The organism is Pantoea sp. Fr+CA_20 (assembly GCF_024520835.1).
GTDB classification, from domain to species: Bacteria; Pseudomonadota; Gammaproteobacteria; order Enterobacterales; family Enterobacteriaceae; genus Pantoea; species Pantoea allii.
In genome coordinates this window covers 14999-28118 of record NZ_JALNPN010000033.1, presented here as the reverse complement: position 1 = coordinate 28118, position 13120 = coordinate 14999, and the positions used below count along the sequence as shown (strand labels likewise).

The 13120-nt window shown below is 49.5% G+C and carries 10 protein-coding genes and 6 pseudogenes; 7 read left to right on the top strand and 9 right to left on the bottom strand.

Annotated features, from left to right (window positions below; all coding sequences use genetic code 11):
* Positions 1 to 159: 159 nt before the first annotated feature.
* Complete coding sequence (locus tag NR177_RS23080) at positions 160 to 1068, bottom strand: LysR family transcriptional regulator (protein WP_256853756.1); 909 nt, start codon at positions 1066 to 1068, stop codon at positions 160 to 162.
* Between the two features lie 128 nt (positions 1069 to 1196).
* Here NR177_RS23080 and NR177_RS23075 point away from each other — a divergent pair, with 128 nt between their 5' ends.
* The 3 genes and pseudogenes from NR177_RS23075 (at position 1197) to NR177_RS23065 (ending at position 4877) form a co-directional block, all read left to right on the top strand.
* On the top strand, positions 1197 to 2507 hold the full coding sequence (locus NR177_RS23075; protein WP_256853755.1) for an MFS transporter: 1311 nt from the start codon (positions 1197 to 1199) through the stop codon (positions 2505 to 2507).
* Positions 2508 to 2525: 18 nt separating this feature from the next.
* Positions 2526 to 3614, top strand: coding sequence for a tartrate dehydrogenase (locus NR177_RS23070; protein ID WP_256853754.1), 1089 nt, complete (start codon positions 2526 to 2528; stop codon positions 3612 to 3614).
* Between the two features lie 2 nt (positions 3615 to 3616).
* Positions 3617 to 4877 (top strand): annotated as a pseudogene (locus NR177_RS23065) (glycerate kinase).
* Between the two features lie 295 nt (positions 4878 to 5172).
* On the opposite strand, the gene NR177_RS24075 reads toward NR177_RS23065, so the two are convergent.
* The 4 genes and pseudogenes from NR177_RS24075 to NR177_RS23045 all read right to left on the bottom strand — a co-directional run bounded on the left by NR177_RS24075 (position 5173) and on the right by NR177_RS23045 (position 10212).
* The gene (locus NR177_RS24075) at positions 5173 to 5271 is read right to left on the bottom strand and encodes an integrase core domain-containing protein (RefSeq protein WP_372340348.1); all 99 of its coding nucleotides are present in this window, start codon (positions 5269 to 5271) and stop codon (positions 5173 to 5175) included.
* Between the two features lie 118 nt (positions 5272 to 5389).
* Positions 5390 to 6501, bottom strand: a protein-coding gene (locus NR177_RS23060; RefSeq protein WP_256853753.1) for an IS3 family transposase whose coding sequence is annotated in 2 segments (ribosomal slippage) — positions 5390 to 6240 and positions 6240 to 6501 — 1113 coding nt in all. Because the reading frame shifts where the segments join, the coding sequence is not laid out codon by codon here.
* Positions 6502 to 7405: 904 nt separating this feature from the next.
* Entirely contained in the window at positions 7406 to 8956 is a 1551-nt protein-coding gene (locus NR177_RS23050) for a methyl-accepting chemotaxis protein (protein ID WP_256853752.1), read from the bottom strand.
* Between the two features lie 256 nt (positions 8957 to 9212).
* Positions 9213 to 10212, bottom strand: a pseudogene (locus NR177_RS23045) (integrase core domain-containing protein).
* A gap of 160 nt (positions 10213 to 10372) precedes the next feature.
* Between NR177_RS23045 and NR177_RS23040 the strand changes: the two are divergent.
* Positions 10373 to 10570: pseudogene (locus NR177_RS23040) on the top strand (IS6 family transposase); the annotation flags it as partial.
* A 2-nt stretch (positions 10571 to 10572) separates the two neighbouring features.
* Positions 10573 to 10728, top strand: a pseudogene (locus tag NR177_RS23035) (LysR family transcriptional regulator); the annotation flags it as partial.
* A 20-nt stretch (positions 10729 to 10748) separates the two neighbouring features.
* Here the strand turns inward: NR177_RS23035 and NR177_RS23030 are convergent.
* On the bottom strand, positions 10749 to 10877 hold the full coding sequence (locus NR177_RS23030) for a hypothetical protein (RefSeq protein WP_256853758.1): 129 nt from the start codon (positions 10875 to 10877) through the stop codon (positions 10749 to 10751).
* A 25-nt stretch (positions 10878 to 10902) separates the two neighbouring features.
* Between NR177_RS23030 and NR177_RS23025 the strand changes: the two are divergent.
* Positions 10903 to 11361, top strand: a pseudogene (locus tag NR177_RS23025) (DDE-type integrase/transposase/recombinase); the annotation flags it as partial.
* A 468-nt stretch (positions 11362 to 11829) separates the two neighbouring features.
* A complete protein-coding gene (locus tag NR177_RS23020; protein WP_256853751.1) occupies positions 11830 to 12060 on the top strand; it encodes a hypothetical protein in 231 nt (76 codons plus the stop codon).
* 117 nt (positions 12061 to 12177) lie between these two features.
* On the opposite strand, the gene NR177_RS23015 is transcribed toward NR177_RS23020, so the two are convergent.
* The 3 genes and pseudogenes from NR177_RS23015 to NR177_RS23005 form a co-directional block, all read right to left on the bottom strand.
* On the bottom strand, positions 12178 to 12486 hold the full coding sequence (locus tag NR177_RS23015; protein ID WP_256853750.1) for a hypothetical protein: 309 nt from the start codon (positions 12484 to 12486) through the stop codon (positions 12178 to 12180).
* 138 nt (positions 12487 to 12624) lie between these two features.
* Positions 12625 to 12849, bottom strand: a pseudogene (locus NR177_RS23010) (transposase); the annotation flags it as partial.
* A gap of 67 nt (positions 12850 to 12916) precedes the next feature.
* Positions 12917 to 13120 carry a YegP family protein gene (locus NR177_RS23005; protein ID WP_256853749.1) on the bottom strand — a complete coding sequence of 68 codons (204 nt, stop codon included), beginning with the start codon at positions 13118 to 13120 and terminating at the stop codon, positions 12917 to 12919.

Below are 13120 nucleotides of genomic sequence, written 5' to 3'. Positions count from 1 at the left end.
GGAGAAAGGGTAATTCTGAGAGTGAAGGATCCGACATTACTAACTGAGCTTTGTATCTAATCCTGGGGGCAGGTCAGTCTCTTTTTACGCTTGAAGGTCATCCCTGCAGGTATTAAACAGAATTTACGCAGTGCGATTTTCAGGAGGTAAGCCCTGTTACTACAGCTCTTTCGTTAATATCTCACTATTTTGCGAAAGAATGTTAAGCACTGCATTAACATACACATTCCTGCTGCCCTGATGCCACATAACGCACAGCGGTAGCCCTTTAATACTCTCGACCGGGGCCAGTGGCAAATACTTTACGCCGTCCGCGTTCATGTTACGGTAAGAGGAGGGAACGAGCGCTACGCCCAGCCCTGCTGCAACAAAGCTCAGAATGGTCTGTTTTTCCTCGGCATACTGAGCAATAATCGGATACCTGCCTGCAGCTCTGAACAGGTTCATTGTCAGGTCATGGCTGTGAGGACGGGTGCGTCTTTCCGGCACGATGACGGGCTCATTGCAAAAATCTTCGATGCTCACCCGGTCGTAATTCACCAGCCAGTGATGCGTGGGCACCGCCAGCACGCAGGTTTCATGGGCAATAAAGCGGGTGGTCAGGGTGACGTCTGTCTGTTCTGGCGGCCTGACAAACACCAGATCAAGCCAGCCGGAGGTCAGCCGTGGGATCAGGCTGTGCGATTTATTTTCGCTAATATGGATATCCGCATCAGGGAACGCACTGACAAACAGGTTGAGCAGTTTCGGCAGTAATCCCCTCGCCGCGCTGTCAATGGCGCCGATCCGCAACATTTTTTTCTGCGACGCGATATTTTTATGAAACCTCAGTCGTAACGCATCAAAATCTGCAACAACAGCTTTGGCCTCACTCAGAAACTCAGCGCCTTCCCGGGTAAGGGACACATTACGGGTCGAACGATTCAGCAGGCGTAGACCCAAATCCTCTTCCAGCAGCCGGATAAACCGGCTGAGTGACGCAGGCATCATTTCAAGCTTCCGGGCAGCCCTGCCAAAGTGAAGTTCATCACCTACCACCACGAAGCATCTCAACTGATTTATATCCATTTATTATCCGGATTCAGATTGTGCAAATTATTTATATAACCCGTTGCAGATGATAACGCCAGTCAAAACAGCATACTGAGTTCACAACAAAATGATAACAACCCTACCTGACTGTGGAGCATCCTGATATGCACAATGACCTCGAAAAAAAGGTGATGCGCAAAGTAACGCTGCGGATCATTCCTTTTATCATGCTGCTGTATTTTATCGCATTTCTCGACCGGGTTAATATTGGCTTTGCCGCCCTGACTATGAATCAGGACTTAGGATTTTCGCCAATGGTGTTCGGGCTGGGTGCCGGGATTTTTTTTCTCGGTTACTTTCTGTTTGAAGTCCCGTCTAACTTAATTTTGCATAAAGTCGGCGCACGTATCTGGATCGCCCGCGTCATGATCACTTGGGGACTAGTTTCCGGCTGTATGGCATTTGTACAGGGCACCACCAGTTTTTATATTTTGCGCTTTCTGCTCGGCGTGGCCGAGGCCGGTTTTTTTCCTGGCATCATTCTTTACCTCAGCTACTGGTTCCCGGCGGTAAAACGTGCGCAGGTCACCGCCATTTTCATGGCCGCAGCGCCGCTCTCCACCGCGCTTGGCTCCCCTATCTCCGCTGCGTTGCTGGAGATGCATGGGCTGATGGGCTTCGCAGGTTGGCAATGGATGTTCGTGCTGGAGGCGGTCCCGGCCTTACTGCTGGGCATCGTTGTCCTATTCTGGCTCACCGACCGTCCGGCCAAGGCGAAATGGCTGACCGAAGAAGAGCGTACGTGGCTGCAAAATACCATGCGGGCTGAAGAGCATGATCGTGCAGGGGGTCAAAGCCACAGCAGCGCATGTCGTGGCTTGGCGGATAAACGGGTTCTGGCACTGGCGCTGGTCTACTTCGGCACGTCAGCAGGCCTGTACACCCTGGGTATCTGGGCTCCACAGATTATTCACAGCTTCGGCGCCTCATCGTTAGAAATCGGCTTCCTCAATGCTTTCCCTGCGGTGATCGGCGTTGTTGCCATGATCCTCTGGGCCCGCCACTCCGACCGGACCCGCGAGCGCAGCTGGCACGTTATTGCGGCCTGCCTGCTCGCGGCAGTCGGGCTCATTTACGCCGGAAACGTCAGCACCCTTTTCTCAGTAATTATCGCGCTGATGCTGGTCACCGTCGGGATCAGCGCATCCAAGCCTCCGCTGTGGAGCATGCCTACTCTGTTTCTGAGCGGGTCGGCGGCGGCGGCCGGCATCGCTGCCATCAACTCGATTGGCAACCTCGGCGGTTTTGTCGGTCCGATGATGATTGGCATCATCCGCCAGCAAACCGGCAGCTATACCTGGGGACTCTATTTCGTGGCCGGACTGCTGATCTTATCAGCCCTGACGGTGCTGATTCTGGCCGGAAAAGCGAAGAAGCCACAAACCGCAGAACTTCATCAACCTCATATCCATTAATCGATACGGAGAAACACCATGCGTAACTACTCTATTGCCGCTATTCCTGCTGACGGTATCGGCCCTGAGGTCATCTCGGCCGGCATTGAAGTTCTTAAAGCGCTGTCTCATCGTGATCCGCAGCTGAAGTTTGATATCCAGAACTTTGACTGGGGTTCCGACTATTACAAGCGTTATGGCGTTATGATGCCGGAAGACGGCTTAGAGACGTTGAAAAAATTCGATGCTATTTATTTCGGCGCGGTCGGCGCACCGGATGTGCCTGATCATATTACCCTGTGGGGGCTGCGCCTGCCGATTTGCCAGGGATTCGATCAGTACGCGAATGTCCGACCAACAAAAATTCTGCCCGGCGTCACGTCGCCGCTGCGTAACAGGGGACCGGGCGATCTTGACTGGGTCATCGTGCGCGAAAACTCTGAAGGCGAATACTCCGGGAACGGTGGGCGCACCCATAAAGGCCTGCAGGAAGAGGTCGGCACCGAAGTGGCGATTTTCACACGTGTCGGGGTCACGCGCATCATGCGTTATGCCTTTAAGCTGGCTCAGTCACGTCCGCGTAAATTGTTGACGGTGGTGACCAAATCCAATGCGCAGCGTCACGGCATGGTGATGTGGGATGAAATTGCGGCTGAGGTAGCGCTGGAGTACCCGGATGTGCAGTGGGACAAAATGCTGGTTGATGCCATGACGCACCGCATGACACTACATCCGCAGAGCCTTGACACGATCGTCGCCACCAATTTACACGCCGACATTTTATCCGACTTGGCGGGTGCGCTGGCGGGCAGCCTTGGCGTGGCTCCGACGGCAAACATCGATCCTGAGGGACGCTTCCCTTCGATGTTCGAGCCTATTCACGGCTCAGCCTTTGATATCGCCGGTAAGGGCATCGCTAACCCGATCGCCACCTTCTGGACGGCGGTACAGATGCTGGAGCATCTGGGAGAACATGAATCCGCCGCACTGATCATGGAAGGCATCGAACGTGTCTGCACCCTCGGTATCCTGACGCCTGATGTGGGCGGCACGGCAACAACGGCCGATGTCACGCGCGCCGTGCTGCAGTTCATCGAATCCCGTTCAACCGTTGCCGAGAGTGCATAACGATGAGAAACGATCAGGCCGCAGCGATACTGGGGGATATCTTTAAGCAGGCGGTTGACAGTGCCCGCCCCGGGCCTGTGGTCACGGCCGCGCTGCCGCAGAAGCCCGCCGGCCGCTGTGTGGTTGTTGGGGCGGGTAAGGCTTCGGCCGCCATGGCGGCAGCTGTCGATGCCGCCTGGCCAGACGTGGATGTCAGTGGCGTAGTGGTGACGCGCTATGGTCATGCAGTGCCCGCCGGGCGTATCCGTATTCTGGAAGCGTCTCATCCAGTTTCAGATGCGATGAGTGAAACTGCAGCAATGCTGATTCTTGAGGCACTGCGCGGCCTGACACCCGACGATCTGGTGCTGGCGCTTATATCAGGCGGTGGCTCTGCCGTGATGGCATTACCCGCGCCGGGTATCACGCTGGCCGATAAACAGTCTGTTACCCGCGCACTGCTGCACAGCGGAGCCAGCATCAGGGAAATGAATCTGGTGAGGCGTCATCTGTCGGCGGTAAAAGGCGGCAGGCTGGCTGTAATGGCTCAGCCTGCACTGGTGGTTTCACTGATTATCAGCGATGTCCCGGGGGATAATCCGGCGGATGTGGCATCCGGTCCAACAGTGGCTGACAGTAGCACGCCAGAAGAGGCGCTGAAGGTACTTGAACGCTACGGCATTCCTGTCTCCGCCGCGGTTCGCCATGTGCTGAACCAGCCGCCAGTGTTGTCAGCTATACTGCCCGGAGGTGAGGTCAGGATGATTGCCACGCCAGCAATAGCATTGCATGCCGCGGCCAGCGCGGCACGCCATCACGGTCTTAACCCGCTGGAGCTCGGTGACGCCATAGAAGGTGAGAGCCGGGAAGCGGCAACCGTCATGGCCGGCATCGCCAAATCCGTGAAGCAGCGCGGTCTGCCGCTCAAGGGACCTGCTGTGTTGCTGTCGGGGGGGGGAAACAACAGTCACGGTAAGCGATGGACAGGTTGGTAAAGGCGGACGTAACACTGAGTTTTTACTTGGATTATGCTGCGCACTGAGGGGCGAAAGCGGAATCTGGGCTATCGCGGGCGACAGTGATGGCATCGATGGCACGGAGGATGCGGCAGGAGCAATAATTTATCCTGATTCGTTGGCGCGCGGAAAAATCCGCGGACTTGATGCACTTAGCTACTTGAATGCGCACGACAGCTACAGCTATTTTCACGAGATTGGTGATTTGCTGATAACAGGTCCGACGCTAACAAATGTCAATGATATTAGGATAATACTTGTAGCCTAACTTTCCGCTCTCTCCCTTAAAGAGAGAGCGGAAGGCAATAAATTGTTCATTTTGTAAATCGGTCTGCCCAAGGCATCAGTCAGTTATCCTGACGTGATAGCGGAAGATTTTTGAATGCATAACGGCTTCAGGGGAAGCGTATTTACTTTTTTCAGTCTGTCAGATAACAATAGTGACTATCAGCGTTAACTTTGGGCGAACAGCTATATGGGTTGCATAAATGAAATTCTAAGATAGCGAGGTTGTCCTAGTATTCAAAAGACACAAAAACCGGCTAAAAAGCCGATCATTGTAGCTACATCATATGAAATTTGTCGTTGAAGGACTCAACCGTAGCGTTGTCTGTCGGTGTTCCCGGGCGTGAGAAGTCGGTCCTTATCCCTCTTTCATACACCTACCTGTTCAGCATTTCGGCTACTTCTGTCGAACGAAGATTCTGTCCCACGCAGATTCCCAAGCATTCGCGGGTGGAGAGGTCGATAACCGTCAGACAGCGTGTAAGCATACCCGTTTTAGTTCCAGGCATTTTTTGAGATCCCGGCCAAATGATTGTGTTGCCGATATTCCTCCGGCGTCATATTGTTCAGTGATTCATGCGGGCGTTCACAGTTATATTCTGACACCCACCTTTCCGTGATTTCCCGCACTTCATTCAGCGTTCTGAACAGATAAAAATCGAGTATTTCTGTACGGTATGTTCGGTTAAAGCGCTCAATAAAAGCGTTCTGCGTCGGCTTACCCGGCTGAATAAATTCCAGTTTTACTGCATGTTGCTCTGCCCATTCAGCCAGTGCAAGTGAGATAAATTCCGGACCATTATCCATGCGAAGCATGACCGGATAGCCGCGATTTGCCGCAATCCTGTCGAGTACACGGACCACGCGCAAAGCTGGCAGATTCAGATCGATTTCAATCGACAATGCCTCACGGTTAAAGTCATCAACGACATTGAACGTGCGAAAACGACGGCCACAGACCAGAGCATCATGCATAAAATCGACAGACCAGCTCTGGTTTAGCGCTTCCGGTGTGGCCAGTGGCGAGGGATTACGCACCGGCAACCGTTGTTTGCCTTTACGGCGAAAATTCAGCTTCAGCAGACAATAAATACGATGGATCCTTTTGTGATTCCACGGGTATCCCTGCCGCCGCAGAACCTGGAAAAGTTTTGGAAAACCATACCGTGGGTATCGCTCTGCCACTGCCTGCAACGCGACAATAACGGGTTCGTCACGCGTGGTATCAGGACGGTAATGATAAACCGTTCTGCTCAGGTTCAGACTCCGGCAGGCCTGACGGATACTGAGTCCAAATGTCGTTATCAGATGAGTGACCAGCTCACGCTTAAAGGCTGGTTTTAAAGCTTTTTTTCGATAACGTCTTTCAGCGCCCGGTTCTCAAGGCTCAGGTCGGCAAACATCTGTTTGAGACGCAGGTTCTCGTCCTCAAGATCCTTGATCTTTTTAATATCAGAAGCCTCCATGCCGCCGTATCTGGACTTCCAGTTGTAGTAGGTGGCTTCAGAGATACCGGCCTCCCGGCAGACATCTTTGACGGTTCGTCCGGCTTCAACCGATTTAATTACGGCAATGATCTGATGCTCAGTAAAACGGGCTTTACGCATAGCGATCTCCTTTGTTGGCAGGGTGATTATGCCGGAGGATCTCTAAATGTGAATGGCACGATTATGCGGGATACTTACAAGCGCGTCCGAGACAAAATCCATGCCCCAGACGTAGTTGGGATATCTGCCCTGAAGCTGCAGCTGCCGGGCAGATTTATTGCGGCGTGGCCGTTTGAAGCGTAGCGACAGCCCCTGGTCACAGTAGAGGCGATAGACCTGTTTGTGATTCTAGCTTCAATACTTACGCCGGAGCATCAAGTGTACCCGGCGGTATCGCTAATGAATGCGCGTTTCGATGATTTCACGTATACGCAGGCCCAGTGCGCTGTCATCGGCAGCAACAGAACGATACCTGAACGAACTGCGGCTGATCCGTACGCAAAACAGATTTGTCTTTCGCTGGCACCGTATCGAGCCTGTAAATCCCTTACCCAATCCCGCAGTAGTGCTAACGTCAGCTCTTTTTTGCCATCACATCCTGAAGCATCGCTTTGTCGGGACTGAGATCGGCAACCAGCCTCTTCAGCCACAGATTTTCCTCTTCCAACTGCCACATTTGTTTGAGTTCAGAAGGGGAAATTTCGCCCTATTTCTTACGTCAGGTGTAAAAGGGGGCATTGGAAATACACATCTTGCAGCAGACTGAATCGGCACGGACGTTCCCATTTCGGCCTGCTTCAGGGCAAAGACAATCTGCTCTTAAGTGAATCGTGACTTTTTCATCGTCACCACATCCGTTCAGGAGAGTGATTATCATACCGGAATTCTGTTTCTGAATGGAGCAGGATTTTAGGGTATAATAAATATATAAAAAAACTTCTGAAAATGTAACTTTACTTATCTTGAATCAAGAAGAAAGTTTTTTTCAGTAATTATCTAACTTACATCTAACTAAAAATGTCCGTTAATTTATTTTAAACTTAGAAACTTTTTTCTGAAGTTCTAATGCCTGTTCATTCAATATTATTGTAGCCACGGCTCCTTGTTCAACTAGGGAAGAATTTTGCTGAGTGACTTGATCTATGTGCGCAATAGCAATATTGACTTGATTAATTCCTTGACTCTGTTCGTGCGAAGCGTCAGAGATTTGAGTGATTAAATCCGATACACGTGTGATAGATTCCATCATTACATCCATTGATTGACCCACTCTGATAATCATTTTACTACTATTACTTATATGTTCCGTCGATAATGTAATTATTAATTTAATTTCTTTTGCTGCGCTGGCACTGGTTTTAGCCAGCTGACCTACTTCTGCGGCTATCACCGCAAAGCCGAGCCCCTGCTTGCCCGCTCTGGCTGCTTCGACGGCAGCATTCAGAGCGAGAATATGGGTTTGAAAAGCGATATTTTCGATAGTAGAAATAATTATGTCCATTTTATCTACCTGATCGTTAATACCCTGCATGGTAAATATTGTTTTATCAACTATTTTAGTAGCATTTGTTGATAGATTACGTGTTTCAGCTACGAGATCTCTCGCCTGTCGGGAGTTATCAGCATTTAGCTTAACAGTCGCCGTCAGCTGCTCAATGCTTGCCGCTGTTTCCTGTAAGGAAGATACCTGTTCTTCTGTGCGTCGCGACAAATCATTGTTGCCTTGTGAGAGCTCGTGAGAGAATAGCTGCATTTGATCAGCTCCACGCCGCACATCCATAACAACTTCAGCTAATCGCTGCTGCATTTTGGCCATCATCGCCAGCAGACTCGTACTATCACCTGTCCGCAGGCTGATTATGGTATTTAAATTGCCGTCGGCTATATATTCAATAATTTTTCTTGAATATATTGGATCTCCGCCCAGACTTCGCTGTGTAGAGCGGATAGTCAGCAGCATAACAGCAGAGACAGTCAAGCTTACTAACATAATCATTAGGAAATATTGTATTAGACTTTTATAGAAAATATCATCTATGTCGTTAAGAAATACACCAGAACCAATATACCAATCCCAAGGCGAAAATTTGCTTATATAACTCACTTTTTTTACCCTCTGACCGCTGTCAGGTAAATTGCTAATATAGTTAACATAACCCCCTCCGGTATCACCGACTTTAAGAAATCTTTGGTAGTATAAAAAACCGTTGCTGTCTGCCCGATCTTTAACGCTCTTATTTTCCAACTTTTTCAATGAATTATTACCAATAATTAGTAATTTCAGATTGTTGTTAAAAACAAAGAGATAGCCATTTTTTCCATACTTCATAGATTGCAGTTTCTCAAGTGCTTCTTTCTGCGCTTGAGATTGAATCATGCTCCCGTTATTTACCCTTGAAGTATAATCTGAAACAATAGCTTGAGCTACTTGAACTATATTTTTTACGCTATTTTTTCTTTCTTCGAGCATCACGTTTCGGCCCTCAAATGCAGACCAGACACCCAAAATCAGTAGGCCAAGTAGCGATATGGATAGCGCAACACGCAGCATACTTACTAATCCTATAACTCTCATTTTATCTCTTTTAATAAATTTCAAATAACAATAAGTTTACTAACGGCTGATACTGAAATAATTTTAGTGATAAATTGTTTATAAATATTTAATTATCAATTTAAGTAATGAATATCATAAGGAAATTTGCATAAATTAATTTTTAAATAATTCCACCTCAAGCTACATAAGATGATTTACAAACTTTCGCTTCAGTGAAAAGCCATTAGATGGCCTTTTAGTAAAAATCACAAACCATCTTGATGCTGACCAGCCCCTAATATTTGATGCGACCTTCAGTCATTATGCCGGTTTGTTTATCTTCGAATTTTCCATTTCTCCATCTGCTAAAAATTCCGTCAGAGTCTGATAATTCACGATGAATGAGGTCTGGACTCGTTACAGTCCTGCCGCCAGTCATTAATGATTTTCCATGTATGGCTGACATCGCTGAACACGTGCTCATTCAGGCATTCATCCCGAATTCGGCCTTTGAAACTCTCAATAAATCCGTTCTGAGTTGGCTCGCCCGGCGCCCGGCTGAATGAGTCGCAGCGCAATGCGGTCCAGAATGCATGTCACCTGAATGCCTGAAATCCCGAAAGCGGCGGTGATCGTCAGACAATCCCTGGTGAAATCATCCACGCAGGTCAGGTACTTAATCCGGCGGCCGCCCCCAAGTGCATCCATGACAAAATCCATCGCCCAGGTCAGGTCCGGCGCATCCGGGCGCAGAAGAGGAAGTCGCTCAGTCGCCAGCACTTTATGACGTCTTCTGCGCTTCACACTCAGGTCGTTAAGGTGACAGATACGATAAACCCGCTTGTGATAAACGCAAAGACCTTCACACCTTAGTAACTGCCAGATGCGCCCTGATAAATGTGTATCGGCAGGGACGCTGAGTCTCATAGCGGCAGGTCGACAGGGACAGGTCTGCCAGCCTCAATGCACAACGTTACGACAGACCCGTAGTCTCGCACATGACTTACACGACCTCCCATTTCGGGTCTGTCGTCAGAACTTTCGGCGCGGAGCCACCTGTAGCGCCTCTTTATCCGGCACGGCTTCAGCAGGCAGATTCCTGAGGTGTGCATTCTCCTCTTCAGGTTGCCTGAGCCGCTACACTTGCGGTCTTTCATGCCGTCAGATTTCCTGCGCCAGTTGTGGAATGCGGCATCTGAAACAGCATGCCTGCGGAAGAGTTCCTGGACCGAAACCCCGGCTTCGGCTTCGCGGAGAATACTGATGATCTGTTTGTCGGTAAAACGCTTCTTCATGGGGATGCCTTCATGTGACTTATGAAGACATTACTGACACCGCGGTGTGTTAATCAACGGTAGCAGGTCAGCTGATGCTGTGAGGATAGTTCCTTGGGCACTGTTGCAAAGATCGCAGCGCTGATAAGTTATGCTGTCGCTTTAACCAGTGACGGTATTCATTAACGTATTCAAATGCCGATATTTCAGTCGTGACATCATTCTGTGGGCGGTACGCTGGTACTGCAAATATGGCATCAGCTATCGTGAGCTGCAGGAGATACTGGCTGAGGGGGGTGTCAGTGTCGAGCACATCACAATTTATCGCTGGATACAGCGTCATGCTCCCGAAATGGAAAAACGACTGCGCTGGTACAGGTGTTACCGCTTCCTGCAGGCCGGGCACTAACAGTTCGGCGCCTCTATCCTGAGATCAATCGCACCCTGACTTTAAAGCGTAAAAATCGCTCTTTAAAGCCAGCGGCCAAAGCGATATGGCAGAAAGTGCGTCAGCAGGAAAGATTACTGACGCAATAATCCGAGTACAGACCTGCATTTTAAATATAAACGTCAAGTTGGTTGTTTTGCGTAGGGCGATTAACACCATCTGCAGGCGCAGTATTACCTTCTTTTTGCGCCTGCTTTGTTTCAGCTTTCTGTTGCTCTTTGCGTTGTAACTGTTGTATTTGAGCTTCTAAAACCTGGATTTGTGCCTTGATTTACGGTGCCGTTGACAGCAGAGGATGCAGCATTGATTTTTATCTCCACCCGAGCCGTAACAGCAATGTCGCATATCGTTTTCTCGGGAAGATTTTAAATTACGTGAAAGGCAGGCAAATTCCGCACCTCATCAACACAGATAAGACTCCCACCTATGGTCGTGCGCGGGTGTTGTTAAAACAGCAATGCCGGTGTCCACCTGATGTTGAACACCGGCAGATAAAGTACCGAAACAACGTGACTGAATGCGATCACGGCAAGCTGAAACGGATAATCAGAGCGACACTGGGGTTTAAATCGATGAAGACGGCTTAAGCCACAATCAAAGGTATTGAGGTGATGCGTGCGCTGCGTAAAGGTCAGGGTGAGTTATTTTACTTTGGTCATCCTCAGGGCGAGATGTGTCTGGTGAGCAGAGTTTTTGAAATACACGGTCTTTCAGTAATATAAAGGGCTACCTCATCGCTTAATTTGCAACAGTGCCCGTCACCGATATCATCTATTTGCAGAATGGAGAGCGTGATGATGCGCTTGAGGGTTCGACATGGTGGCGGTAAAGGAAAATAACAGGGTAGACAAGCACATCCTGAGCCCGTCATTTGGTATCTCTATGCGCTATCAGAAGTTCAGCAGCACGACAATGACCGGCCGCACAATTTGTATAGTGATCGCGAAGTCACTCATTTAGACATGCGTTATTGTGTGGGTCGTCATCGCCGGACAACAGATCCGTTTCAGAAACCTCTTTCATGAACGTTAAGCCTCAATTTCTGCAGCAAGCTCCACAAATCCGCGTTGCTCTGTCTGCAGGTAGCGGCTGTAGATACAGGTATTTTGCGCCGCCAGACCGCAGGGATTCCCGTCAAAATATCGCTGCAGCACGTCCATGGCGTGTTCAAACGTGTCCAGGTCATGCTCATGAGCGCCGAGCTTGCTGGCGTCGCACAGTTACTGGCAGAAATGTGCATTTATCCTGAAAAATTAAAGCGCGGTGTCCTTGGCGAACTCTGCATCGCGCCTTTCGGAAGAGACGACGGCAATACGGTTCTTCTCAAAGGCATAGCCGAAACCATCACTGTGATTCACAGATTCAAAATTGACGGTTCTCTGGAGAATTGGCAGAGCAATTCTGATAATTTAAGCATCTGAGCAGACGGCCATCGCCACTCACAAACCCGCAACGGTTGAAACACCCGCCCGACAGGTGCAGAGTTGCCCGTATAATATACGCAACTCTGCACTTGAATACCCTCATCAGTCGCCACCCTACAGCCCGAAAGCGGCCCGCAGCGTGTAAAGGTTTTCTTTGTCCAGCTTCACCCGACCGCAGGGGGTGGAACGGGCATCCTTCACAGGGTCAAACCGCAGCTGAGCCTGACTGAGAAAGTATGACCAGGCTCCGTTTTCATATCCCGCCAGCAGACGGCCTGAGTTCGACACCACCACGGGCTGCTGCCTGAAGCTCTGCAACAGGGCGTCAGACGCTTTAGGCCAAGGACTAAAATCGAACCAGAGTTTACGGTGGCCATATGTGACTCTCAGGTAATAACAGACTTCTTGGACTGATCCGGGCAATGACGCCTCCTCTTCAGGGCAGCCAGCAACGACTTAAACAGTTACGCCTGAAACATGCCCAGCCGTGACATTACTATCTGGGACAGTAAATAGTGAAATCATGGTATCAAAGCTCGTACTCGTCAGCGAGCAATGTTAGTCGGTAACTTGCTTCAGCTCTTTCTGGAGACGGCGGATGTCTGCCTGAGCATCTAACTGTTCTTTATTAACGGAAGAATCCTGACCGTAATTCTTTATCCAGGCGTAAAGGCTGTATGTGGTGATATCGAGACGTGTTGCAACGCTGGAAACAGAATGGCCACGATCAAAAACTTGTTTGACTGCTTCAATTTTAAACGCTCCAGGATAACGCTTAATACTCATGAGCACCTTTTTTTAAGCCATCTTAAATGACTCTGAGGTGTCGGTTAACCCCGTGGCGATTCGCGGGTTATTTAGCGATGTATTCCGATAAATCATTTACTGTAAGTGAAGACGCTTCTTGACGTAAAACGGCAATATCTGCTAAAGCTGCAGAACGAGAGTCGTACAGCTCACTTGTTGCTAGCGTTCGTCCGGAATCTGTTTTTAACACAAAATACCAGACACTATATCGGTCCGTTCCACCTTTTTTTAATTCATATTTTCCTGCCAT